Genomic DNA, 23,658 nt, shown 5'->3' with positions numbered 1-23,658 from the left:
ATGGATGGCTAAAAAAATGCCAGATGTTGGTGAATATAAATACGGCTTTTCTGATAAAGACGTTTCCATTTTCCGTTCAGAGCGCGGACTGACAAAAGAGATCGTTGAAGAAATTTCTCGTATGAAAGAAGAGCCTCAGTGGATGCTCGACTTCCGTTTGAAATCTCTTGAGCACTTTTACAACATGCCGATGCCACAATGGGGCGGAGATTTAAATGCATTAAACTTTGATGAAATTACGTACTACGTAAAGCCATCTGAGCGCTCTGAGCGTTCTTGGGATGAAGTACCAGAAGAAATCAAACAAACCTTTGATAAACTTGGTATCCCAGAAGCAGAGCAAAAATATTTAGCTGGTGTATCTGCTCAGTATGAATCTGAAGTTGTGTATCACAACATGAAGCAAGACCTTGAAGATCTAGGAATTGTGTTTAAAGATACAGACAGCGCATTAAAAGAGAACGAAGACATCTTCCGTGAGCACTGGGCAAAAGTCATTCCTCCGACTGACAACAAATTTGCTGCGCTTAACTCGGCTGTATGGTCTGGTGGTTCATTTATCTACGTACCAAAAGGCGTAAAAGTAGATACTCCACTGCAAGCATACTTCCGTATCAACTCTGAAAACATGGGTCAGTTCGAACGTACACTGATCATCGTTGACGAAGGCGCACATGTGCATTACGTAGAAGGCTGTACAGCTCCAGTTTACACAACAAACTCTCTTCACAGTGCGGTTGTTGAAATCATCGTCAAAAAAGGCGGCTACTGCCGTTATACAACGATTCAAAACTGGGCAAACAACGTCTTCAACCTTGTGACAAAACGTACAGTATGTGAAGAGAATGCAACAATGGAATGGATTGATGGAAACATCGGTTCTAAGCTGACAATGAAATACCCAGCGGTCATCCTAAAAGGTGAAGGCGCTCGTGGTATGACATTAAGTATTGCCCTAGCAGGTAAAGGTCAGCACCAAGATGCAGGTGCGAAAATGATTCACCTTGCACCAAACACATCTTCAACGATCGTATCGAAATCGATTTCGAAACAAGGCGGTAAAGTAACATACCGCGGAATCGTTCACTTCGGACGCAAAGCAGAGGGTGCACGCTCAAACATCGAGTGTGATACACTCATCATGGATAACAAATCAACATCTGATACAATCCCTTACAATGAAATCTTAAACGACAACATTTCATTAGAGCACGAAGCAAAAGTATCAAAAGTATCAGAAGAACAGCTATTCTACTTGATGAGCCGCGGAATTTCTGAAGAAGAAGCAACAGAAATGATCGTCATGGGCTTCATCGAGCCATTCACAAAAGAACTGCCAATGGAATACGCAGTTGAAATGAACCGTTTGATTAAGTTCGAAATGGAAGGTTCTATTGGTTAATAAAAAATATTGATACACAACGCTTTTTGAAGGCATTTAATTTCGAGTGATACCACTTGTTAATTAAGCCTTCATGGCGTTGTGTTTTTTTATGGATAGGGAGTAGTATACAGTGTGAATCCTTAACAAATGGCTTTAGTTCGAGAAACCAGGAACATAAATACTTGCAACATTCAAATTAGTACTGTATAGTTCTAATTATGACAAAGGTAAAATTAATGAATCAAAAACGTGTACTTGAAGTAGCTGCAACATTATTTTTGGAAAAAGGGTTTGCTTATACAAGTATGGATGAATTGGTACGTGTAAGCAAAGTATCAAAGTCTAATGTGTATTATCACTTTTCTAATAAGGAGGAATTATTAGAAGGGGTCGTTGATTATTGGATTGATATGTATCAAGCTGCAATAGACGAGGTAATGTCTCAGACCCAATTTTCAGTTGAAGATCGTATCCAAATGTTTTTAAAGCAATTATCACAAGGCGTTCAGTCGAGAGAGTATAAGGGAGGCTGTCCATTTATTACTCTTTATATTCAAAGTCCTGCACAGGCCACGCAAATAAAAGAAAAAATAGGTTTATTTTTTACAGGATTACAAAAGAAAGTTTCTCTATTACTGAAACAAGGTGTAGAGAACGGGGAATTCAGGGATACGATTCAGATTGATGAGGTGGCATCACTTTTTATTACAAATCTTGAAGGAGCGTTATTTATTTCAGAAACATTGAAGGATGCCACTGTCATCACAAAAACAGCAGATCATTTATTTAACTTGCTTCGATAAAGAAGCATTTTTTTTACATCAAATTAGTACTGAATAGTACTACTAAAAAGGAGATTTTATATGAAAACAGTATTTTTAACAGGTGGAACAGGCTTTATTGGAAAGCAATTAGTTGAAGAACTAGTGAAAGAGGATGTGAACATTCTTCTTTTAGTGAGGTCGAAAAGTAAAGCGACACGCATTTTTCAAGAAAGAGGTATTTTAAAAGAATCAGTGATGCACTTTATTGAAGGTGATTTGACGAAAATAGAGTTAGGTCTAAGTGCTGAGGATAAGGAGAGGGTAATGAAAACGGATGTGATGATTCATGCAGGAGGCCCCATGGATATTCAAGCGACAAGTAACGAGGCAGCTTCTGTCTTTTTAAATGGCGCCAAATATATTGGTGAATTAGCTAAAAATATTCATCAATTGAAGGGCTTGCAGCATTTTATTCATGTTGTCGGTTATATGAGTCCCTTTGATGATGAAAATAGCAAGATTGCAATTGATGTGTTTAAAGAAGGAAACAATTATTTGAAAATCAAAAATCCATATGAGAGAACAAAATTTTTAGCAGATCTTTATATCCGTCAACAGGCATCACCTGTAGGTTATCCGCTGTCTGTCATTAATCCGCCAACTGTGGTCGGCAGTAGTAAAACAGGGAGTACAGAACAGATAGCAGGATTAGGATTGCTTGTAACAAGTATGCGAAGAGGGCTTATGCCAGTGATTCCTGGAGGTAAAGGATATAGGCTGCCACTGATTTCAAACGATGAGTTTGCGAAGTTTATTGTGCAGGTTTTCAGGATGGAGCAGCCGGCTATTCAAACATATACACTAGTTGAAGACAAAGAGCATGATCAGAACATTGCTGAATTATTAAGTGTGATGTCGGAAAGTATGAATATGAGGGCACCAAAAATCTCTGTCCCAATGCCATTTATGAAAGCAATGATGAAAAGTGGAGTAAGCAAAATAACAAACATTCCTTCTGATGGACTCAATTTTATGACTAAACGAACATTTTCAAATGCTTCAGTGAAAAAAATGATGGGAGAAGATTGGTTTAAGAAGACGAGTGTCATGCACTTTTTCCCTGCCGTAGTAGCTGATCTGGATTATCGCATGATGAATCAACATGGTGAGCATTATCATGTATTTGAGCGAACATTATGCGATAACAACACCCTTTACCAATTACAAGGAGAAGGGAAACCGTTTATTTTATTACATGGTTTATTGAGTGATGGAGAGGATTTATTCCCTTTAGCACAAGAGCTTCATGAAAAAACGGGTCAACCTGTATGGATCTTGGATCTTCCAGGTTTGGGGCGTTCTCCATTTAAACGAAAGAAACATCTTCTAGATATCTATTTGAATGTAGTGAAAAAGGTATTGGAGAAAGCGACTCATGGTGCACATCTCATTGGCCATTCATTCGGTGCGTTTATTCTATTGAAAGCATTGGGACAAGGGTACATAGAGAAGAAGTATTCAATTACTTTACTTCAGCCGCCTGTTGCTAAAAAAAATACTAAATCGCTAAATGTTCCACAATGGATGAACAAATGGTCTTTAAAATTAGCAACTCCTAAAATGATAGAGCGTTATTTATTAAGTAATGGTTTGTTTGAAAGGGTGGAGAGCATCCCTGAACATTATATTGAAAAAATCAGAAACAGCTTTACGTCTCCTAGAATTTTAAATACGACGGTTCAGCTTAACCAGTTACTATTGAAAAACGATCACGGTGATTTCAATGAAGCAACAAAGCATAATCTTCACATGATTTGGGGGGAGTATGACAAAGGCTATTCTGCTCCGTTGCATCTTGGTAAGGTTGATGTTGTTCCATACGGCCATCATTATCCTCTTAGCCATCCGAGTGAAACGGCAGCTTTGGTTATAAAAAATAGTCTTACTAGCAGTTGAGAATGTGGGATAAATAAAGTATGTCGTAATTGAAATGAAATCGCAGTGCTTGTGATCCCGCCGATGCACACCAACTGAAAGATTTTATAGCACCCTAAAACGAAAAAGGTGATTTTTATTAAAAAAAGCACGATTTTTCGTTTTGGGTCTTTTTGATTAAATAGAAATTAATTAGGTGCATAAAACTCCTCTAAGGTTTTCGTCATATCATCAGATGCAGATTGTAAGATCGCATCTTGTTCTAAAATCGCTGTTCCTTGTGCTCGGACAATATGAAATTGATGAAACCCCATCAAGTTTTGAAATATTTCTTTTAGGTAATGATGTGAAAATTCCAGAGGTGTATATCGATCGTTATTTGTGAAAATTGAGCCGCTTGCTTGAAGTAAAAGTACACGATAATCGTCAGTCATCAGACCAACAGAACCACTTTCTGTATATTTGAACGTTTCTCTCGCAATAAAGATATTATCTATATAATCTTTCATTCGTGAAGTCACATTGAAATTATGAACAGGTGACACGATCACAATTCGATGATGTGCTTTGAATTGAGCCAATAAAGCAGATGAAGCAGCGGCGATTTTTTCCTCGGCAGCCGTTAATGCTTGTTTGGATGCTTGCTTATCCCAAATTCCTAGCAGCTGTTCTTTTTCGATACGAGGAATTTCAGTTTCATGTAAATGTAAAATGGTTGGTTCCTCATGAGGAAACCTTTCTTTAAATTGTTTTAAAAATAGTGTTTGCAGTTTGTTTGAATAACTTTCTCGATGAGTGAAATCTGGGTGCGCGTTAATGATTAATGTTTGCATGTACATGCTCCTTTTCTTTTGATAAGCTAAGTATAAATGATAAAGGTGACAAAAGAAGTCACCTTTTTAAGAGGGAAAACAAATGAAAAAATCAGAACGATTAAACCAAGAACTTATTTTTTTAAGCGATAAACACTCTTTTCAGTTAAAGGACTTACAATCCGAATTTGGCATTTCTAAAAGGACGGCTTTAAGAGATATAGAAGAACTAGAGTCCATGGGCTTAGCTTTTTACGTTGAACCTGGCAGACACGGAGGATATCGACTGGTGAATCAATCTCCATTGGTTCCTATTTATTTCAATATAGAAGAAGTCCAAGCTATTTTTTTCGCTCTTAAAGCTCTAGACCTGGTGTCAGCAACACCATTTAAAAAATCTTACTCACAAATTCGGCAAAAGTTGTTTGCCACAATGTCTGATGAGAAAAAGCAAATGATTACGGAGACTTTGGATGTGATTCATTACTATAATGTCGCACCAGTTAGTGAACAAAATCATTTGGAATTGATTTTACAGGCAATGATGAAAGATCAAATCGTGAAGATGACGTACACTCAATATGAAAATAAATGGATCAGGCTGCAATTTCTTGAGTTGTTTTATCGAAATGGCATTTGGTTTTCTCAAGCATATGATGTTCAAAATAAAAAGTGGGGCATCTATAGATGTGACTTTATGAAGGACATGGTGATTGAAGAAGAAATCAGAGACACATTTACAAAGGAAGAATTAAAAGAACTGCAGCTCGAATATGAAAAAACTTATCATGATATCTCATTTAAATGTCGATTAACGGAACAAGGAAAAGAAAAGTTTTTAAAGCATCATTACCCAAATATGAGATTGGAGATCATTGATCAGATCCCTTATATTGTCGGTGGATACAACCAAGAAGAATTATCGTATATGACTCATTATTTGATGTCATTTGGGAAACATGTGAAAATTGAATACCCAGATGAATTGAAAGAAAGTTATTTGAATCAATTACGAGAAGTGATTGACAAGTATTGAATCAAAAAAACTAATATACTATATAAAAGGCGAACCACTAAAGTTCGCCTTTTCCAACTCTTTTTAACTACTATTATCAGTTACTTCGCCACATCCATTGTGTTTGTTTTCGATTTATCGCCGACCTTTCCATATGTCAGCTGACGCCAGATAAACTCCATCGGGCCATATTTAAACCGCTTTAACCATAGTGTACTGAAGAGCACTAGGAAGACATAAACCCCTAGCCCAATCATGAACGTACCAGCAGGCTGAAGATGATCGGCAAGTCCGGCTCCGTATTTCAGAAATAGCATTGTGCCAATGATGGAGTGAAGCAAATAGCAGGTCAGTGACATGCGTCCGACTTTGGTAAAGACCATCAAAGCACCTCGCAGCTGAGGGACGTGAAGAAACAGCATCGCAAGTGTACTCATATAAAACATACTGCCTGTTAATCCGCCGTTTTGTTCAAGGGCAGAGGCTATGTTCATCCAGAGTGTATTTTCAAAAGGATTGACCGCTGCTATGATCGTACTGCCTTGGGTGATGAGAAAAGCGATGGCAAAAATGATCCAAATGCGATTCCAAATCGCTTTTTTCGCCTCCATGTTTTTGAAAAACTCCATTTTCACAAAATACACACCGAGTAAAAACATGAAAAACATAGAATAGACGGTGGAAAAAGAACTTGAAGCCATTGTGACCATGTCTGTCCACCGATCACTAATTGATGCTAAATAAGTCAGACTGTTGTGGCTGGTCAGCTCGAAATCAGCAAAGTCCGGCTTGCCTGATGATCCTGAACTGACGGTATTGAACAGCATCGTGAAAATAGGTGTGAGCAATTGAATTACAAAGAGTGTGATGAGCCAGTATAGGATGGTTTTGGCTGTGCGTTTGTAAAAGAAAAGCAATAAAAAGCCTGCGACTGCATAATAGGCCAAAATATCACCAATCCAAACAAAAGTTAAATGCAGAAGGCCAAATCCTAAGAGAATGGTTAATCTGCGGGCAAACAGCTTGTTCGGACTGTCCACCTTCTGAGCAGCTCGATCCATAAAAATCATAAAACCAACCCCGAATAGAAAGGAAAACAGTGTAATGAATTTCCCCGAGGCAAACCAATTGACCACATTGTGAAAGACATCATTTGACTGCATGTCAAATCCCTTGGCCGAATCCACGATCAAAAAGTAATTGACTAGAATAATCCCCATTAAGGCGAACCCTCGTACAATGTCCAAGAAATGAACCCTTTCCCGCAGACTCATCGGTTGTCCTTGTGCTACTTTGTTTGCATTCATATCCATGCTCCTTTTCTTGTTATGATAATGTGATTCGGATCAATTCATCGATCCTTACAATGAATCAATATACGGCCCAATTCTTAACAATTTATGAAGATCCAATTTTTTGAAAATAAATGTGACAAATTGATGGCAGATGGTCAAATTCATAAACTGTTAAGGTTTATGCTGTATCTTTTCACATAGCTAGATGATATATAGTAAAGACATAAAAGAAAGAGCAACACATTACATGAGGTGAGAGACATGACCCATCGAATATTAGTCGTAGAAGATGATCAGGATATTGGTGACCTTCTGCAGGAATCCCTTTCACGTGCAGGATATGAGGTGCTAAGAGCGATGAATGGCGAAAAAGCATTGAAGTTTGTGGACGATTCGCTCGATTTGGTGATTTTGGATGTGATGATGCCGGGGCTCTCAGGCATCGAAACGTGCCAGCAGATAAGAGCCTCTTCTAATGTCCCGATTCTATTTCTAACAGCCAAATCAAGTACATTCGATAAAACCGATGGCTTACTTGCCGGCGGGGATGATTATATGACAAAACCTTTTTCACAAGAGGAGCTTCATGCTAGAGTGATTGCACAATTACGCAGGTATACTGTCTATCAGGAAAAGAAGGAACAGGAAGAGACCTTTCTTGTTGGGGGCAAACTGAAGGTAAGTGAAGAATTTAATGAAGTATGGAAAGAAAACCAGCAAATTAAGCTGTCTGATCTAGAATATCGGATGTTAAAATTGCTTATGAGCAGGCGAAACAAAATCTTTTCAGCCCAAAATATTTATGAAAGCGTGTGGGGACAGCCTTATTTCTATTGTTCCAACAATACGGTGATGGTGCATATTCGAAAGCTGCGTGCCAAAATTGAGGATGATCCTGCGCGTCCTGTATATATCAAAACTGAATGGGGAAGAGGATATCGATTTGGCACATCCACATCGTAAATATACACTGGCCAAAAAGCTTGCACTGCTGATTTTGGCGGCTGCAATTGTGAGTGGTATTGTCTTTTTGACGCTGCAAAAGATCACCAATGATTTGATCGATGGATATTTGAGTTCGGACGAGTATTACGATCAGGAGTCAGCCAAGTACATTCAAAAATTCAGCCGCTATGTGTCTGAGAATGAGCTGTCTTCAACGGATCGAAAAGCGTTTGGCGAGTGGGTGAAAAAAGAGAATTACATTAATTTGACCATCTTCAAGGATCAAGTGCTGCAATATGACTCTATTTATTCTGCTGCCGATGAATCGGCGTACGGAAAAGAAAAGATGACCCAGTACGCCGAGCATCATTCGTTTCCTGTTCAGTTTAGCGACGGTGAAGGTCGGGTCATGGTGGACGGGTTCTATTCATCTCGCTACCACGATCTTGCGTTTACACTCGAGCTGCTCGGAGCTACGCTTATTTTTCTCCTTATTGTTCTTCTCGGTATTCGCAAAAGTCTGCGCTACCTGCAAACGATTCACCAAGAGATACATATTCTTGAAGGCGGAGAGCTGGACTATGAGATGACGGTGAAAGGGCATGACGAATTAGCGATGATTGCCAAAAGTATTGAGGACCTTCGTAAAGCTTTTTTGGACAAGCTTCAAGCCATTGATGAGCTGCAAGATGAGAGCCGCAGCTTGGTTACTGAAATGTCACACGATATGAGAACACCGCTGACGTCGCTGATGATGAATTTGGAGTTTGCGAAAAAAGAGGAGGCTGGAGCGGATACCCGTAAGGATCAATATATAGCAAGTGCTTATGAAAAAGCACTGCAATTGAAAAATCTATCTGATAATCTGTTCGCCTATTTTCTACTTGATAAAGAACATGAACCTGAGCTTGAGACAGTTGCAGTCAAAGAGGTCATTTACGATCTCTTATCAGATCAGGTGGCGATTTTGCAGCAAGAGACATTTAAGGTTCATCTTTTAGGAGAGCTGCCAGACAGCTATATCAATGTGAATGTCGAGGAGCTTGGCCGAGTGTTTGATAATCTGATGTCGAACATACTGAAATACGCTGACCCGAAAAAAGATATCAATCTCACGTTTCTATCCGACCAAGAAATCTTTGAGATCCATATCAGCAATGCGATAAACGAGACAAATGACACACAGGAAAGCACTGGACTTGGTGAACGAAGCATAAAACGAATGATGTCCCGCATGCACGGGCAGTTTGAAAGGATGGAAAAGAACGGCGTTTACTACATCGTGCTGCGTTTCTGGCATATTAAAATATAGCTGACAAATGAATAACATGGAATGGAGAGACAATCTAATGAAACGATTCAACAACTTCCAAAAGGTTCCGGATCTCTTGCAAGGCCTTCTGAATATTTGTCTATTCTTTCTGGCCATTGCTTTAAGCGTCCTCTTAATTAGTGAAACTTGGTATATTGTCCAATTCGTCTACAAGAATTTGCTCAGCAAAGAAGACAGTTATTATGAAATGCTTGGAGAGCTGCTGATCTTCTTTATGTACTTTGAGTTTATTGCCTTAATTATTAAGTACTTTAAATCAAACTTTCATTTTCCGCTTCGCTATTTTATATATATTGGCATCACGGCCGTCATCCGTTTGATTATTATCGATCATAAGGAGGCTGTATCGACGTTCTGGTGGGCGCTGACCATACTTGCTATGACCTGTGCACTCTTTATCGCGAACAAACGAAATGCTGCTCAAGAGCATGAGGAAGTGAAGTAAGGAAAGAGGGCGAACGATGGAGGTTCGTCTTTTTCGTTAAATAATTGCATGGTCTATCTGTATTTGATCAGTCCGATATATGGAGTGAGCAAATCATGAATTCCTTCTCCTACACACCTTTGTCTGCTAATTCAAAGAGATAGCAGACAAGCCAGATTTTTGCGGGATATCAGTCACATAATAATTCCTATCTAAAAGAAACACCGATAAATGAAATGCTGCTAAAGATCACAACATTCACTTATCGGTGTTTTTTACTTTATCGATTATATAGCACCCTCATAATAAGCATAGAGTCCAGAGCTTCCTTTAAAATACCATTTCATTCCGTATGCTGTGAAAGAGTTTGCAAAAATAGCTGTGTCGGAGTACATACATAAGAAAGGCTTGTCTGAGTTGCGAAATTTCCGTAAGATATCTGCGGGACAGGGCGTCTCGAAATTGCTTGTACGAGCAACTCCATCTGAACTTTTTGCTGGTGAAGATGAAGTAGCATTTGCTGCTGGAACATAAGAAGAAAGAAGTAACCCAAAAGAAAGAGCGACACCAGTCATTGTTTTTTTCCAATTCATTATGATCATTCCCCTTCCAAAAATTGTATTGTTACAACTTCATTATAGGAAAATAGATAGCGTCAAAAAAGAGACGAAAGAATTATATTTTCCACAATATGTTATTTTGTGATTAGGAGATTATCATCTGTTATTTTTATATTTTACATTGACACCATCTTTTTCTATGATAAAATCAAATTGTGATAATGAGAATCGTTATCAAACGATATGACTACATATAGAATGGATAGGTGAGGTACATGTTCAAGAAATCTTTTTGGTCGCTATTAGTTGTGCTCTCCATCGTTTTACTTGCAGCTTGCGGCAGCAATAGCAGTAACGGCAAGTCAGATAGTAAAGAGAAAACAAGAACCGTTGAAAGCGCTATCGGTTCAACTGAAATTCAAGGATCGCCTAAACGTGTGGTGACACTGTACCAAGGAGCAACGGATGCAGCAGTCGCTATGGGCATTAAACCAGTAGGTGTTGTTGAATCATGGCTTGAAGCACCTACGTATAAATATTTAAGAAATGACTTAAAGGATGTTAAAATTGTTGGGCAGGAAACACAGCCAAACTTAGAGGAAATTGAAAAGCTCAAGCCTGATTTGATCATTGCATCGAAAATCCGTCACGAGCAAATTTTTGATCAGCTGAAAGAAATCGCTCCAACTGTTGCAACTGAAACTGTGTTCACATTTAAAGATACAGTGAAGTTGATGGGTGAAGCGTTAAACCAGGAAGACAAATCAAAAGAATTGCTGACAAAGTGGGATGACCGCGTCGCTGATTTCAAAGAAAAAGCGAAAAAAGACATCAAAAACTGGCCAATGAGTGTATCTGTGGTGAACTTCCGTGCAGATCATGCTAGAATCTATCAAACTGGTTTCGCAGGATCCATTTTAACAGAGCTAGGCTTTGAAGGACCTAAGAATGTCAAAGATAAAAAGCAAGACATCATTACACTGACAGACAAAGAGAGCATTCCGCAAATGGATGCAGATGTGATCTATTACTTTATGGATGAAAAGGATAAAGCGGTTGAAAAAGCATATAAAGAGTGGACGAGTCATCCTTTATGGAAGCAGCTTGACGCAGTGAAAGCGAAACAGGTGCATAAAGTAGATGAAATCACTTGGAACATGGGCGGCGGTATTATCGCTGCAAACATGATGCTTGATGATATTTACGATCGTTTAGGAATTGATAAATAAGTCGTAACAGAGGAGAAAATGTGAATATACCATTTTCTCCTTTTTTCCATAACAGATTGAAAGCGGGAATCAGATGAGAAGTTTAATAAAAAAGGATTCAAGCAAGGCACTGCTTTTTGCTGGATTCATTGTGTTGATGTTGGTCTTTTTTATGCTCAGTATTTCCCTTGGGCAAACCTCAATTTCCCTCAAAGCCACCATCCATGCTTTTCTTCAATTTGATGAATCGGATCCAAACAGTGTCATTGTCATGACATCCAGATTATCAAGAGCTTTAATTGCAACAGTCGTTGGCTCAAGCCTGGCGATTTCAGGTGCACTCATGCAGGCATTGACGAGAAATCCGCTTGCGGCGCCTGATTTATTAGGAATTAATGCAGGTGGACTATTTTTTATCGTGATTTCGATTGTTTTCTTTTCAACAGAGTCGTTAACAAGCTATATGTGGACAGCCTTTCTAGGCGCAGCGATTGCAGGGATGCTCGTTTTTCTATTGGGTTCTATTGGAAGAGATGGATTGACGCCGGTCAAAATAGTCCTTGCAGGTGCGGCGATATCTGCACTGTTTGCGTCTTTTACACAAGGTCTTTTAATCGTGAATGAACAGTCGATTCAAAGCATTTTGTTCTGGATGGCTGGGTCAGTGTCTGGAAGAAGCATTGATATGTTAATCCCTGTTTTGCCTTATATTTTAGGTGCGACTGTAGTGGCGCTGCTTCTTGGACGTTCTATTAATGTTCTTTTGTCGGGAGATGATATTGCCAAAGGACTTGGCCAGCGTACACTGCTGCTGAAAATCACGATGGGTGTACTCGTTGTCTTTTTAGCAGGTGGTTCCGTCGCTGTTGCTGGTTCAATTGGTTTTGTTGGTTTTCTTGTGCCGCATATTGTGAAAAAGCTCGTCGGGCCTGACCACCGCTGGGTACTGCCGTATTGTGCCGTTGTGGGGGCGTCGCTTTTACTTGCCGCGGATCTGGCGGCTCGTTTTCTGATCATGCCGCAGGAAGTGCCGATTGGTGTCATGACTGCGGTAGCAGGAGCGCCTCTATTTGTTTATCTCGTGCGCAAGGGGTTGAAGACAGGTGGCTAAAACATATACAGTGCGTTCTAAAGGCGGGCGCATTTCATTTCAATTTTCAAAGCGGACGTTTTTGATTTTACTTTTATTGACGGCCATTGCCTTTGGCTTATTTATTCTCAGTCTCAGTATGGGAAGCCGGTTCATTCAGCCGGTCGATGTGCTGCTTCATTTAATCGGTCAGGGAGAGGGGAATTCCTTTGTGTTAAATACACTGAGGATTCCACGAACGCTGCTGGCTGTCTTAGTTGGATCCGCACTTGCGGTATCAGGGCTTATTTTGCAAGGGTTGATCCGCAACCCGCTGGCATCACCTGATATCATTGGAATTACAAGTGGTGCTTCGTTTGGTGCGATTATGTTCATCGTCTTTTGGATGGGCACTGTGCCTATTGCTTATCAATCCTTATGGGCGATTGCAGGTGCTTTTGCGGTATCGTGTCTGATCTATTTGCTTTCATGGAAAAAAGGGGTCAAGCCGATCACACTTGTCCTAATGGGAATTGGGATTTCTGCCATTATGAAGGCTTGTGTGACGTTTACGCTTGTTCTTAGTGATACGATGACAACGACCAAGTCTTACATCTGGCTGACGGGGAGCTTATATGGTTCTACGATGAAGGACGTCACTGCGATGCTTCCTTGGGTGATGATCATTTTACCGATTGTCATGGTGTTAGCAAGAACGATGAATGTAAAAGAACTTGGCGATGATCTTGCAACAGGTCTCGGGGTAAAAGTGCAGGCGAAACGATTATTCTTTCTCCTGATGAGTGTGACATTGGCTGGTGTTGCAGTCGCATTTGCAGGCGGCATTGAATTTGTTGGACTCATGGCGCCGCACGTTGCACGGATGATTATTGGACGTTCATTCATAGCGCTTGTTCCAGCATCTGCGCTAGTTGGAAGTATTCTCGTGATGCTGGCTGATCTTGTGGCTAGAACCGCATTTCTACCGTTAGATGTTCCAGCAGGTGTATTTACGGCAGCTATTGGTGCACCGTTCTTTATTTATTTGTTATATCAACAGCGCAATCGATAAACAGAAGATGGGGGTTTTGATATGAGGCCAGAGTGGGTTGAGAGAGAATTACTTGATTTTGGGGTACACATCACAAATGGACCTATGACATCTGATCGCACACTTGCTGCGCTTTTTTCAGAAGCAGCCGTCATACGTTTATTAGAAGCTGAAAAGGAAGCGATGCATGCACCGAATCTGGCGGTAGCAGCTTCTATGTTTTCAAAGCGGTACGCCTACTTAGCCGTCAGTTCCTATTTATACTTGATGACGCTGTATGACGGTGTCTATCAGTTTCCACCAGCAGCATGTGCATTTAGAGAGGATCGAAAAATTGAAATGGATGAGGCGGCGTGTTCGTTTGTTCCACTAGAAGGAGACAGGCATGAGTGGAGAGAGAAGGTCGTGCGTGCGCTGTTTACGGAGTGTGTCACGCCTCTTTTAGACGTGCTGAACCGCACATCAAAACTCTCTTATCGTATTTTATGGGAAAATGTAGCGGTTCGAATCAACTCTCTTTATCGAAGCATGATGCGGGAAGCGGAAGAGCCTGCGGTGAAGCAGCGCGTGCGGGAGGATTATCTGTATCTGAAGCAGGCGGCTGGAGATGTTTTTGGAGCTCAGCAAAATCCATTTCAGCACAGCCTAAACCTAGACGACAGTTTACTTGAAACATCCAACCGGAAGACCTGCTGTATGTATTATAAGCTAGAGAAAAAATCGGAGAGTCTCGATTATTGTCTTGTTTGTCCGCTTGAAAAAAAGAAAGGCACTGCTTGCTCGTAGCAGTGCCCTTTTTTTATTCCCAAATCTCACTTGCCCATTCAGGATGATCAATAAAAGGGTTGCGGTTGTGCTGATACGTTTGATATATGATCTCGTTGCGGTTCCGTTCGATTTGATCAACTGGATCTTGCTTGTGCCATTTGAGAAGTACAGACATTTTGCCGTGAAGAGGAGAGCTTCCATTATTTACTTTGTCATTCAATTCTAAATCTAGAAATCGGTCATCACCCTCGTAGCGAACCGCCATATAAAAGAGCATTCTCGCAACATCTCCTTTGACCCGGCTGTGCGGTTCGAATGAGTCGCTGTCGTAGAAGTTGCCCGGCGCTCCTTTGTATTCATTACCACCCGTGTCAAAATCTAAATTTCCACGTGTGCTGTTCGTTTGCACATCTGCCGCACGAAGGTGGTGGAGATCTGTCCCAGGTCCTTGGCTTGTCCCGAAATTGCCGTGAGACTTGGCCCAGACATGCTCCCGGTTCCACTGGCCCACATTTCCGCCATTCGCTTGTTTTGAGCGGGAGACACCACTATAAAGCAGCAGCACATTGTTAGGGTTATTGGGGTCTTCATCTGTTTTCTTTAAGGCATCCCACACCTGGCTGTAGGATAGCTGCGTATGATCATCAATGATATCGTGTAAAGCTTTCTTAAGAGCGGGTCCTGATTTGCCAGAAGCAGATTGGTAATAGGAATCGATTTGACTTGTGGCGGCAGTTTGCGTTTGTTGTGCAGATGTTTCGTTTTGAAGCTGTAACGGGGAAAAGGTGATCGTTTGACTAGGTTCACTCAGATTGAAACCTTGAGCATTTGCAGCTGGAGGCAGCGGGGCGGCGAATGTGCCGAATATCATAATTCCGGCGGCCACAGTTCCAAATAAAGTTCTTTTCATTCGATTTCCTCCTTGATAGGGAATGTATTCTCTTTATTTCTATCATATTGCCATGAAGAAATAAATGGATTTCTCGTAAATTTTATGTAATAAGTTCGTAGGAAAAGAGATTGCTATTTTATACACATTACTGTATAAGTGGGCATATAGGATGACAGCAAGGGAGAGGATGGATAACGTGAAAGAATTGCAAACACCTTCAAGAACGATTATGACACCGGGGCCCGTTGAAGTAGATCCGAGAGTGCTCCGTGTGATGAGCACGCCAATTCTCGGTCAATTTGATCCAGCATTTACACACATTATGAATGAAACAATGACCTTATTGCGGTCACTTTTTCAAACAGAAAACAAATGGGCTTATCCAATCGACGGTACGTCTCGTTCAGGGCTTGAAGCTGTACTCGCCAGTGTAATTGAACCGGGAGATTCAATGCTTGTGCCTGTCTTTGGCCGCTTCGGTCACCTGCTCATTGAAATAGGGCAGCGCTACGGTGCTGAGGTACATACAATGGAATGTGAATGGGGAACGGTTTTTGATCCTGACGACATCATCCAAGAAATAAAGCAGGTCAAGCCTAAAATCGTTGCAATGGTTCATGGTGAAACATCGACTGGCCGATTGCAGCCGCTCAAGCAAATCGGTGAAGCATGCCGGGTTCTTGATGCGCTGTTCATTGTAGACGCTGTGGCGACCATTGGCGGTGTCGAGGTAAAAGTGGATGAATGGAAAATTGATGCGGCGATTGGCGGCACGCAGAAATGTTTATCTGTTCCATCAGGTATGTCACCTATTACGTATAATGACCGAGTCGCAGCTGTCATTGAATCGAGAAAGAAAGTAGAAAAAGGAATTGCGACACAGGATGAATTACAAAAACAAATCGATATTTCTCCAATCAAAAGCAATTATTTTGATTTAAGCCAGCTTCAGGATTATTGGAGCCCAAGACGATTAAATCATCATACAGAAGCGACAACAATGCTCTATGCACTGCGAGAAGGGGTTCGTCTTGTGCTGGAAGAAGGGCTGTCTGAACGTTTTCAAAGGCACGCATATCATGAGAAAGCCTTGATGAAAGGTCTTGAAGCAATGGGGCTTGAATTGTTTGGTGATCCAGATTGTAAAATGCCGGTTGTGACTTGTATTGTCATTCCAAGTGGTATTGACGGAGAAGCGGTCCGTGCCGACCTGCTCCATCATTTTGGGATTGAGATTGCAAGCTCCTTTGGACCGCTTGCCGGCCGTATATGGAGAATTGGGACAATGGGCTACAGCTGCCGAAAGGAAAATGTACTGTTTGTGTTAGCAGGTCTTGAAGCGATCCTCATCAAACACGGTGCGTCTATCTATTGCGGGGCAGGGCTTCAAGCGGCTCTTTCTATCTATGAACAAGCTGAATAACGTGATACTGCATACTCGCCATTGGCGGGTATTTTTTTATTTGGAAAAGAACGCTAATTTTTGAAAAACTAGACTTATAGATGAGGTTATCGCTATACTGGAGAAGTTCTCATCATTTTTTGACATCATTTTCATTATTTTTCAGAAAGAGGTTTTTATATGAAGAAGATGGGCAGATTATACATTTTGATGCTCAATATTTTTATTGCCATGCTTGGCTTTGGCCTCATTGTACCTGTTATGCCGAGTTACATCGAAGCCTTTGGTGCAACAGGAAAAACACTCGGTTTTCTTGTCGCTGCAACAGGTTTTACACAATTTGCGTTATCGCCGGTTGCCGGGGCACTGACCGATCGATTTGGACGAAGAAAATTGATCATTGCCGGGATTGCGGGTTTTACGATTGCTCAGTTTATTTTTGCTTTTGCTGATCAGCTTTGGATGCTGTTCGTGTCTCGATTTTTAGGCGGTGCTGCCGGTGCTTTGCTTATGCCGGCCATGTTTGCATACATCGCTGATATCACAAGTGAAAAGGACCGAGGGAAAGGAATGGGTCTATTCAGTGCAGCGATGACACTAGGTTTTGTCATTGGGCCGGGCGTAGGCGGCTATTTGGTTGAGTACGGGATCGCATTTCCATTTCTGATTGCCGGTTCCTTTGCTGCTCTTTCTACTTTGTTATCCATTCTCTTCTTACCTGAAACTTTAACAAAGGAAAAACAGGAAGAGGCGCGGCTTAACAAGGATATTCATTTCAATCCTTTTGTACAAATGATCGAGGCTCTAAGGACATCGTACGGCTTTTTGTTTATATTGGCCTTTGTCCTCAATTTCGGAATCATTCATTTTGAATCGATTTTCGGCTTATATGTAGACCAAAAACACGGATTTTCCCCGAAGGATATTGCGTTTGTGATTACGGTTGCGGGTCTTGCCGGGGTGCTTGTTCAAGGAGTGTTAGTGAATGCCTGTGTGAAACGATTTGGAGAGATGAGAGTCGTGCGTTATGCGCTGTTAGGTGCGGCTTTCATGCTAATCGCCTGCCGTTTTGCGCCGTCCTTTTGGTTGATTTTTACGGGTTCGATTTTATTTTTATCGGCTACGTCATTTGTCCGACCAGCCCTCAATACATTGCTGTCCAAGATGGCAGGCAATCAGCAAGGGGTAGCAGGCGGTCTCAATACATCCTTTATGAGCCTTGCCAATATCGTCGGACCGAGTCTTGCGGGTATATTATTTGATGTGAATATTGAGTATCCTTTTATGTTTGGAACACTGGTGCTTTGCGTAAGCTTCGCTGCATCCATCGTGTGGGGGAAAAAAGTGCAGCATGCTTCGGCAGCTTCTTAAATTTTGCTGATAAAAAACCGATCAGGACGAATTGATCGGTTTTTTATGATGGGCATCATCTCTCATATTTCACGACAGGTGATTTTTCTTTATGAAGCGCACGAATCATCGCTTCATCTACGTGTAAATGCTCTTTCACTAATTGAGGCGGGGTTAAGGCCATCCACTGATTCAACGAAATATCTGCAAACCGGTCACTTTTAAAAATTTCTAAAAACCAAAGGCTCGTTTGGCCGATATTTTGGATGTAATGTCCCATACCAAAAGGAACATATCCAACATCACCTGCTCTGTAATTAAAGGTGCGGGCAGTACCTCCTGCTCCAAAGACCGTCATTTTAGCTGTACCTGTTAAATAGTATTGCCACTCATCATTATTAGGGTGCCAGTGCATTTCTCTCATGCCGCCAGGTTTTACTTCAACAAGTGCAGCCGCAATCGTTTTTGAAATCGGGAAATTCCGTGAATCGACAATTCGGACGGTTCCGCCAGAGGTCGTTATCGGGTTTTGACGAAGGAGCTGGTGCGTAAATGGCGGCTTAATGCTCCCGTATGGATCAGATACCATTTGGCTTTCTAAGGATGACGGCGGAGAGCCTTGAAACATATAGCGCTGCTTATTCGGAATATGGTCAAACAATTTCTTAGGAACACCAAAATTGGCGGAGAGAATCTCTTTCGGTGTATGGGCAAACCAGTCTGTGATCGTGAATGTATCAAATTCAGAAAAATCGCCATCATCAAATACAAGAAGGAACTCACAACCATCCTCAAGTCCTTGAATGGAGTGCGGGATACCAGGCGGGAAATACCACAAATCGCCTTCTTCTAGATCAGCAATCATATTTCGCCCTTCTGCATCTACAGATGTGATGCGGGCTTTGCCTAAAATCATATACGCCCATTCCGCCTGCTTATGCCAATGAAGCTCACGAACACCTCCGCGTGTGAGCCGCATGTTGACACCTGCAATCGTTGTTGAAACAGGCAGCTCCCGCTTTGTAATTTCCCTCGACCAGCCGCCGTGATTCAAATGCATGTGTGTATCAGAAAATGAAAATTTTAAATTTGGGATGGTCCCGGCATCGGTTTTAGGGGGAACGAGCATATCTGGGTTCTCTATATCTCGAAGGACATCGCGCGGGCCTAAGTCGGTGGCACCCGCGCCATCCTTTCGAATGGGCTGCGGGATGTGACGGAGCTCATCATCCATTTGTCATCCCTCCTCAAGTCTCATTTTTCTCCTCCAAACTATATGAGGTTTCAGAAGAAAAAATTCAATCAGGATGGGATGAGAGAAACATTTGAATACGGAAGGCTAAGCGCAGCCGCAATGTTGCGTCAGAATCTTTTAAGCTGATTCGAAGCAATTCTTCACACTTCTCGAGGCGATAAATGACCGTGTTGCGATGAATGGACAATCGTTTGGCTGTTTCTGAAATGTGGCAATGGGTTTCTAAATAAACAGATAAGGTGTGAAGAAGGTTTTGATCGACTTGTGATGGTTCAGATAACGGGTGAAGGTGCAGCTGGTGAAACGTGATCATATCCTTTCTTGGAATGAGCCTTAGTAAATCTGGCACATCTTTGGCTTGATAAAATTGAATATATTCAGTCCGCGATGAGAGATGTCCGGTTTGAAGAGCCTCTAATGCTTCATTGTAGCCTTCAGACAGATGGGAGATGTGGCAACCCATCAAGCTCACCCCAAAAGAAATAGTATGATTCACTTGCAGTTTAACAAGCATCTGCAACTGTTTTAAAAAAGAGCTGAGCCTGTCGCTAACCTCTGGCCAACTGCCAGTCTCCTCCATCAATACAACACCCATATCACCCTTTAAAAACAGAAAGGCAGGAAATGGGCAGCTTGGAAGTGCACTTTCGAGCAGATCAACCACTTGATCTAAAACCATTTGCTGCTTCATAAAACATGTGGTATCACTTCGCTCGTCAAGCTGACAGATCATACATAGATAGCGGCATTCGGCGTTTAATCCAAATGCCTGAGCGAAATGTAAGGGATCTTGCTGGGAAGAAGATGCCCTCTCTATCCATTTGCGAAAGCCCTCATTTCTAGCACGCTTGGCCGTTTGCAGGGCGGCATATTGTCTCATACGTGCAATCGACATTTCGTTTACTGCTTTTGCAATGATCCCAAGCAATGTTTTATTCTGCGGGGGAATGAAAGCAAGGATGACCAGATAATCACATGTTTGTTCGTTTAGATCAATTGGAAAGATGGAAAAGGTTTGTTTTGCATGTATCATTGAAAAAGAATGAGTTGTCCTGCTTTGAAAAAAGGGGAGAATGTGCATCCATTCTGAGCTTGTGATCATGGGGTGCGAGGTATAGAGAATACGTCCATGCTGGTTAAACAAATAGATGGGCTTGTGAATCTTTTTGGCCATTTTTTGTAAAATTTCAAACTGGTTATCGTCTATGTTCATATCCACTCAATCTCCTTTATTGGTGAAGATGAATAAAAAAATGGACAATCACTGTCTACATCTCTGATATGCATTTTATGTTATCAGCTAAAATCATTTTAGATAGAAAGTTGTCAATTAATATAACAAACAAACAGAGCGCCAGGACAAAATCACGTGCCGCCAGTCATCTTCATTCAGAATTACGAGCAAATATGATATGTTGTAGACAGAAGAATTTCTTTCAGAAAATATGGGTATCACAAGAAACAAAGGCTTCGAATGAGGAAGCCGTCTATACATGAGAGTGGCAAGAGGTGAGAAACATGATTTATATCGGATTAACTGGCTGGGGAGATCATGACAGTCTTTATCCGCCGAGAATCGGCAGCGCGCAAAAGCTGTTTCACTACGCGTCAACGTTTCCGATTGTGGAACTGGATGCCAGCTTTTATGCGGTTCAGCCTGAGCGTAATCATGAAAAGTGGATAAAGGATACCCCAGATGACTTTCAATTTGTTGTGAAAGCCTACCAAGGAATGACTGGACATCAAAGGGGCGAGATTCCGTTTGCTTCGAAGGAAGACATGTTTGATGCATTTATTCTTTCGCTGACTCCCCTTATTCGTGAAGGGAAACTAGCCATGGTGCTCTTTCAATTTCCACCTTGGTTTGATTGCAAAAAAGAGCACGTCCACTATTTAAGATGGTGTAAGGAGAAGATGGGCGATATTCCATGTGCCCTCGAATTCCGAAACCGTACATGGTTTTCAGATGAATTTTATGAGCAGACTTTGTCCTTTATGGAAAAGGAAGGATGGATTCATTCCGTCTGTGATGAACCGCAAGTCGGAGAAGGCTCCATTCCGCCGGTCATACAAGCTACACACCGTGATAAAACATTGGTCCGATTTCACGGGAGGAATAAACAGGGCTGGCTTCACCCGGCAGACCATGAGAATTGGCGTGAAGTGAGATACTTATATTTATATAATGAAGCTGAATTAAAAGAGTGGAAAAAGAATCTCGACATCCTGCATCAGCAATCGAAAGATGTCTATGTCGTGTTTAATAATAACTCCGGCGGAGATGCAGCGGCAAATGGCCAGCAGATGATTGATTTGCTGGATATCACCTATTCAAACCTGTCTCCGAAGCAGTTAGATTTATTTAGTTAACCGTGAGCTGACTGAAGCTTTCAACCTGAATGAGACGGTCAGTGACAACTTGAGGGAGAGATCAACATGCTGCAGAAGCTATGGTTATATCATACAAACGACTTGCACAGCCACTTTGAGAACTGGCCAAAAATTGCAGCTTATATTGAAGAAAAGCGTCAAGTTCACGATCAGATGCTCTTGTTTGATATTGGCGACCATATGGATCGAGTGAACCTCGTATCCGAAGCGGATTATGGAAAGGTAAACGTCAAGCTCCTCAATCAGCTTGGCTATGATGGAGTCACGATCGGGAATAATGAAGGCATTACGCTGCCCCATGATCAGCTGGATCACTTGTATGAGAATGCACAATTTCCAGTGGTCCTGTCTAATTTATTTGAGAAAGGCAAAAGGCCATCATGGGCAAAGCCCTATCATATGATCACAATGGAAAACGGACTGAAGCTCTGTCTCTTAGGCGTGACCATTGCGTATACACCTGTATATGAAAAGCTTGGCTGGAACATTACTGATCCGTTTGACAGCATACGGGACATGCTGCAGGAAGTGAAGGGACAGGCAGATGTCATTGTGCTTTTATCTCATCTCGGAATCATCCATGATCGAGAGGTCGCCCGTGATTTCCCTGAAATCGACATCATCCTAGGTTCACACACGCATCATCTGTTAGAACAAGGTGAAATGGACAATGGTGTGCTGCTTGCATGCGCTGAAAAGTACGGGCATTATATTGGCTGCGTTGAGCTGACGATCGATACAGCGCGCAAAGAGCTAATAGAGAAAAAAGCGACAGTACAGTCAGTGGATCAGCTCATCAGTGAATCAGATGAAGCCATCACCACCTTGCAGCAGGCAGAAAGAAGAGCGAAAGCACTCATGCAGGAAAAAGTGACAACGATTGAGTCGAAGCTAGAAACGAAGTGGTTCGATGATTCTCCGCTTCCGCAGCTCTTAACAGATGCCATTAAAGATTGGTGCGGAGCAGATATTGGCATGATGAATGCAGGTATGGTGCTTGATTCATTAGAGGCAGGGATCGTCACAAGAGAAGAAATTCACCGGATATGTCCGCATCCCATTAATCCCATTCGAGTGACGCTTACCGGTCAACAGCTTATCGCAACGGTTCAGCGGGGCTGTGAAGAAAAAATGGAACAGCTGCGCATCAAAGGCTTCGGCTTTAGAGGTGAGCTGATGGGGAAAATGCTATATAGCGGCCTCAGCTATACATTAGAAGAAGGCGAGGCCAAACGGGTGAAGGATGTCTTTGTACATGGTCAATTGATCAAAAAAGACGCCTCCTATACTGTTGGCACAGTCGATATGTATACATTAGGCTCTCTTTTTCCTCATATCCGTGATCACGAACACATTGAATATTTTATGCCTGAATTTTTACGTGATGTTCTGACATGGCGCTTGAAGGAAGCAACATGAAATCCGCTTCAGCCTAACAACACGCGCCCTCTTTCCACATAGATTGTGATGAGAGGAGTGAAGGGATTTGGTGAATTTAACACCTATTACAATTGATGGCCATTCCTTTACAGCGGTCACTGTCAAGCTGCCGAAGACAAATTTCATGGCAGTAACAAATGAACACGGGTATATCATGTGCGGTGCACTTGATGTCGGGCTCTTGAATGAAAAGCTTGCAGATAGAGGAATTATTGCAGGAAGAGCAGTTGGTGTAAGAACCATTGAGCAATTGCTCGATGCTCCTTTAGAATCTGTGACATACGCCGCAAAAGCACTGGGTATCTCTGCTGGAACAATTGGAAGAGATGCATTATTAAAAATGGTGAAATAAAATAGAGAGATGA

22 protein-coding genes are annotated in these 23,658 nt (G+C 41.7%); 16 read left to right on the top strand and 6 right to left on the bottom strand.

Annotated elements, in window-relative coordinates; all coding sequences use genetic code 11:
- Window positions 1–4: 4 nt before the first annotated feature.
- From sufB to MHB67_RS14965, 3 genes are all read left to right on the top strand, one after another.
- Window positions 5–1,402 carry a Fe-S cluster assembly protein SufB gene (gene sufB, locus MHB67_RS14975; protein ID WP_007500362.1) on the top strand — a complete coding sequence of 466 codons (1,398 nt, stop codon included), beginning with the start codon at window positions 5–7 and terminating at the stop codon, window positions 1,400–1,402.
- Window positions 1,403–1,620: 218 nt separating this feature from the next.
- Window positions 1,621–2,187 carry a TetR/AcrR family transcriptional regulator gene (locus MHB67_RS14970; RefSeq protein ID WP_342492606.1) on the top strand — a complete coding sequence of 189 codons (567 nt, stop codon included), beginning with the start codon at window positions 1,621–1,623 and terminating at the stop codon, window positions 2,185–2,187.
- A 60-nt stretch (window positions 2,188–2,247) separates the two neighbouring features.
- Window positions 2,248–4,104, top strand: coding sequence for an alpha/beta fold hydrolase (locus MHB67_RS14965; protein ID WP_342492605.1), 1,857 nt, complete (start codon window positions 2,248–2,250; stop codon window positions 4,102–4,104).
- A gap of 167 nt (window positions 4,105–4,271) precedes the next feature.
- Here the strand turns inward: MHB67_RS14965 and MHB67_RS14960 are convergent, their stop codons facing one another.
- Window positions 4,272–4,916, bottom strand: a complete 645-nt coding sequence (locus tag MHB67_RS14960; RefSeq protein ID WP_342492604.1) for an NAD(P)H-dependent oxidoreductase — start codon at window positions 4,914–4,916, stop codon at window positions 4,272–4,274.
- A gap of 82 nt (window positions 4,917–4,998) precedes the next feature.
- Between MHB67_RS14960 and MHB67_RS14955 the strand changes: the two genes are divergently transcribed.
- Window positions 4,999–5,931, top strand: a complete 933-nt coding sequence (locus MHB67_RS14955; protein WP_342492603.1) for a WYL domain-containing protein — start codon at window positions 4,999–5,001, stop codon at window positions 5,929–5,931.
- A gap of 80 nt (window positions 5,932–6,011) precedes the next feature.
- On the opposite strand, the gene MHB67_RS14950 is transcribed toward MHB67_RS14955, so the two are convergent.
- Window positions 6,012–7,217: a DUF418 domain-containing protein gene (locus tag MHB67_RS14950; protein WP_103131587.1), complete on the bottom strand. Its 1,206-nt coding sequence runs from the start codon at window positions 7,215–7,217 to the stop codon at window positions 6,012–6,014.
- 249 nt (window positions 7,218–7,466) lie between these two features.
- Here MHB67_RS14950 and MHB67_RS14945 point away from each other — a divergent pair, with 249 nt between their 5' ends.
- Genes MHB67_RS14945 through psiE form a run of 3 tightly spaced genes read left to right on the top strand, consistent with a single transcriptional unit; the run spans window position 7,467 to window position 9,928 of the window.
- A complete protein-coding gene (locus MHB67_RS14945; RefSeq protein WP_103131586.1) occupies window positions 7,467–8,168 on the top strand; it encodes a response regulator transcription factor in 702 nt (233 codons plus the stop codon).
- Complete coding sequence (locus MHB67_RS14940) at window positions 8,149–9,462, top strand: HAMP domain-containing sensor histidine kinase (RefSeq protein WP_103131585.1); 1,314 nt, start codon at window positions 8,149–8,151, stop codon at window positions 9,460–9,462. Before MHB67_RS14945 ends, MHB67_RS14940 begins: the two co-directional genes overlap by 20 nt.
- A 37-nt stretch (window positions 9,463–9,499) precedes the next feature.
- The gene (gene psiE / locus MHB67_RS14935; protein ID WP_103131584.1) at window positions 9,500–9,928 is read left to right on the top strand and encodes a phosphate-starvation-inducible protein PsiE; all 429 of its coding nucleotides are present in this window, start codon (window positions 9,500–9,502) and stop codon (window positions 9,926–9,928) included.
- 266 nt (window positions 9,929–10,194) lie between these two features.
- Here psiE and MHB67_RS14930 read toward each other — a convergent pair whose 3' ends face one another.
- Window positions 10,195–10,500: an LCI fold-containing protein gene (locus MHB67_RS14930; RefSeq protein ID WP_234107355.1), complete on the bottom strand. Its 306-nt coding sequence runs from the start codon at window positions 10,498–10,500 to the stop codon at window positions 10,195–10,197.
- A 242-nt stretch (window positions 10,501–10,742) separates the two neighbouring features.
- Between MHB67_RS14930 and MHB67_RS14925 the strand changes: the two genes are divergently transcribed.
- The 4 genes from MHB67_RS14925 (at window position 10,743) to MHB67_RS14910 (ending at window position 14,581) form a co-directional block, all read left to right on the top strand.
- A complete protein-coding gene (locus MHB67_RS14925) occupies window positions 10,743–11,696 on the top strand; it encodes an iron-siderophore ABC transporter substrate-binding protein (RefSeq protein WP_103131582.1) in 954 nt (317 codons plus the stop codon).
- Between the two features lie 73 nt (window positions 11,697–11,769).
- Entirely contained in the window at window positions 11,770–12,786 is a 1,017-nt protein-coding gene (locus MHB67_RS14920) for an iron ABC transporter permease (protein WP_024423381.1), read from the top strand.
- Window positions 12,779–13,816, top strand: a complete 1,038-nt coding sequence (locus MHB67_RS14915; protein ID WP_103131581.1) for an iron ABC transporter permease — start codon at window positions 12,779–12,781, stop codon at window positions 13,814–13,816. The genes MHB67_RS14920 and MHB67_RS14915 overlap by 8 nt, the downstream gene beginning before the upstream one ends.
- Window positions 13,817–13,837: 21 nt before the next feature.
- Window positions 13,838–14,581: an IucA/IucC family C-terminal-domain containing protein gene (locus MHB67_RS14910; RefSeq protein WP_103131580.1), complete on the top strand. Its 744-nt coding sequence runs from the start codon at window positions 13,838–13,840 to the stop codon at window positions 14,579–14,581.
- A gap of 13 nt (window positions 14,582–14,594) precedes the next feature.
- Here MHB67_RS14910 and MHB67_RS14905 read toward each other — a convergent pair whose 3' ends face one another.
- Window positions 14,595–15,473, bottom strand: a complete 879-nt coding sequence (locus MHB67_RS14905) for an endonuclease (RefSeq protein WP_342492602.1) — start codon at window positions 15,471–15,473, stop codon at window positions 14,595–14,597.
- A gap of 169 nt (window positions 15,474–15,642) precedes the next feature.
- Here MHB67_RS14905 and MHB67_RS14900 point away from each other — a divergent pair, with 169 nt between their 5' ends.
- Both MHB67_RS14900 and MHB67_RS14895 read left to right on the top strand, forming a co-directional pair.
- The gene (locus MHB67_RS14900; RefSeq protein WP_257802469.1) at window positions 15,643–16,878 is read left to right on the top strand and encodes an alanine--glyoxylate aminotransferase family protein; all 1,236 of its coding nucleotides are present in this window, start codon (window positions 15,643–15,645) and stop codon (window positions 16,876–16,878) included.
- Window positions 16,879–17,037: 159 nt separating this feature from the next.
- Complete coding sequence (locus tag MHB67_RS14895; RefSeq protein ID WP_206534338.1) at window positions 17,038–18,228, top strand: MFS transporter; 1,191 nt, start codon at window positions 17,038–17,040, stop codon at window positions 18,226–18,228.
- Between the two features lie 55 nt (window positions 18,229–18,283).
- Here MHB67_RS14895 and MHB67_RS14890 read toward each other — a convergent pair whose 3' ends face one another.
- Window positions 18,284–19,441, bottom strand: a complete 1,158-nt coding sequence (locus MHB67_RS14890; RefSeq protein ID WP_087976181.1) for an oxalate decarboxylase family bicupin — start codon at window positions 19,439–19,441, stop codon at window positions 18,284–18,286.
- Window positions 19,442–19,505: 64 nt separating this feature from the next.
- On the bottom strand, window positions 19,506–20,675 hold the full coding sequence (locus tag MHB67_RS14885) for a helix-turn-helix domain-containing protein (RefSeq protein ID WP_342492601.1): 1,170 nt from the start codon (window positions 20,673–20,675) through the stop codon (window positions 19,506–19,508).
- 305 nt (window positions 20,676–20,980) lie between these two features.
- Between MHB67_RS14885 and MHB67_RS14880 the strand changes: the two genes are divergently transcribed.
- The 3 genes from MHB67_RS14880 (at window position 20,981) to MHB67_RS14870 (ending at window position 23,645) form a co-directional block, all read left to right on the top strand.
- Complete coding sequence (locus tag MHB67_RS14880) at window positions 20,981–21,832, top strand: DUF72 domain-containing protein (RefSeq protein WP_044331225.1); 852 nt, start codon at window positions 20,981–20,983, stop codon at window positions 21,830–21,832.
- A gap of 66 nt (window positions 21,833–21,898) precedes the next feature.
- A complete protein-coding gene (locus tag MHB67_RS14875; protein WP_197202671.1) occupies window positions 21,899–23,272 on the top strand; it encodes a bifunctional UDP-sugar hydrolase/5'-nucleotidase in 1,374 nt (457 codons plus the stop codon).
- 67 nt (window positions 23,273–23,339) lie between these two features.
- The gene (locus MHB67_RS14870; protein WP_103131576.1) at window positions 23,340–23,645 is read left to right on the top strand and encodes a DUF1805 domain-containing protein; all 306 of its coding nucleotides are present in this window, start codon (window positions 23,340–23,342) and stop codon (window positions 23,643–23,645) included.
- Window positions 23,646–23,658 lie beyond the last annotated feature (13 nt).

This window comes from Bacillus sp. FSL H8-0516 (genome assembly GCF_038635285.1).
GTDB classification, from domain to species: Bacteria; Bacillota; Bacilli; order Bacillales; family Bacillaceae; genus Bacillus; species Bacillus safensis.
The sequence above is the reverse complement of the archived record's forward strand: the minus strand, read 5'-3'. Positions and strand labels throughout refer to the sequence as shown.

Coding starts and splice junctions, on each gene's coding strand:
- MHB67_RS14925 (WP_103131582.1), top strand. CDS start 10,743: ATGTTCAAGAAATCTTTTTGGTCGCTATTAGTTGTGCTCTCCATCGTT.
- sufB (WP_007500362.1), top strand. CDS start 5: ATGGCTAAAAAAATGCCAGATGTTGGTGAATATAAATACGGCTTTTCT.
- MHB67_RS14945 (WP_103131586.1), top strand. CDS start 7,467: ATGACCCATCGAATATTAGTCGTAGAAGATGATCAGGATATTGGTGAC.
- MHB67_RS14900 (WP_257802469.1), top strand. CDS start 15,643: ATGGATAACGTGAAAGAATTGCAAACACCTTCAAGAACGATTATGACA.
- MHB67_RS14875 (WP_197202671.1), top strand. CDS start 21,899: ATGCTGCAGAAGCTATGGTTATATCATACAAACGACTTGCACAGCCAC.
- MHB67_RS14920 (WP_024423381.1), top strand. CDS start 11,770: ATGAGAAGTTTAATAAAAAAGGATTCAAGCAAGGCACTGCTTTTTGCT.
- MHB67_RS14905 (WP_342492602.1), bottom strand. CDS start 15,473: ATGAAAAGAACTTTATTTGGAACTGTGGCCGCCGGAATTATGATATTC.
- MHB67_RS14895 (WP_206534338.1), top strand. CDS start 17,038: ATGAAGAAGATGGGCAGATTATACATTTTGATGCTCAATATTTTTATT.
- MHB67_RS14910 (WP_103131580.1), top strand. CDS start 13,838: ATGAGGCCAGAGTGGGTTGAGAGAGAATTACTTGATTTTGGGGTACAC.
- MHB67_RS14890 (WP_087976181.1), bottom strand. CDS start 19,441: ATGGATGATGAGCTCCGTCACATCCCGCAGCCCATTCGAAAGGATGGC.
- MHB67_RS14960 (WP_342492604.1), bottom strand. CDS start 4,916: ATGCAAACATTAATCATTAACGCGCACCCAGATTTCACTCATCGAGAA.
- MHB67_RS14950 (WP_103131587.1), bottom strand. CDS start 7,217: ATGAATGCAAACAAAGTAGCACAAGGACAACCGATGAGTCTGCGGGAA.
- MHB67_RS14880 (WP_044331225.1), top strand. CDS start 20,981: ATGATTTATATCGGATTAACTGGCTGGGGAGATCATGACAGTCTTTAT.
- MHB67_RS14885 (WP_342492601.1), bottom strand. CDS start 20,675: ATGAACATAGACGATAACCAGTTTGAAATTTTACAAAAAATGGCCAAA.
- MHB67_RS14955 (WP_342492603.1), top strand. CDS start 4,999: ATGAAAAAATCAGAACGATTAAACCAAGAACTTATTTTTTTAAGCGAT.
- MHB67_RS14965 (WP_342492605.1), top strand. CDS start 2,248: ATGAAAACAGTATTTTTAACAGGTGGAACAGGCTTTATTGGAAAGCAA.
- psiE (WP_103131584.1), top strand. CDS start 9,500: ATGAAACGATTCAACAACTTCCAAAAGGTTCCGGATCTCTTGCAAGGC.
- MHB67_RS14930 (WP_234107355.1), bottom strand. CDS start 10,500: ATGAATTGGAAAAAAACAATGACTGGTGTCGCTCTTTCTTTTGGGTTA.
- MHB67_RS14970 (WP_342492606.1), top strand. CDS start 1,621: ATGAATCAAAAACGTGTACTTGAAGTAGCTGCAACATTATTTTTGGAA.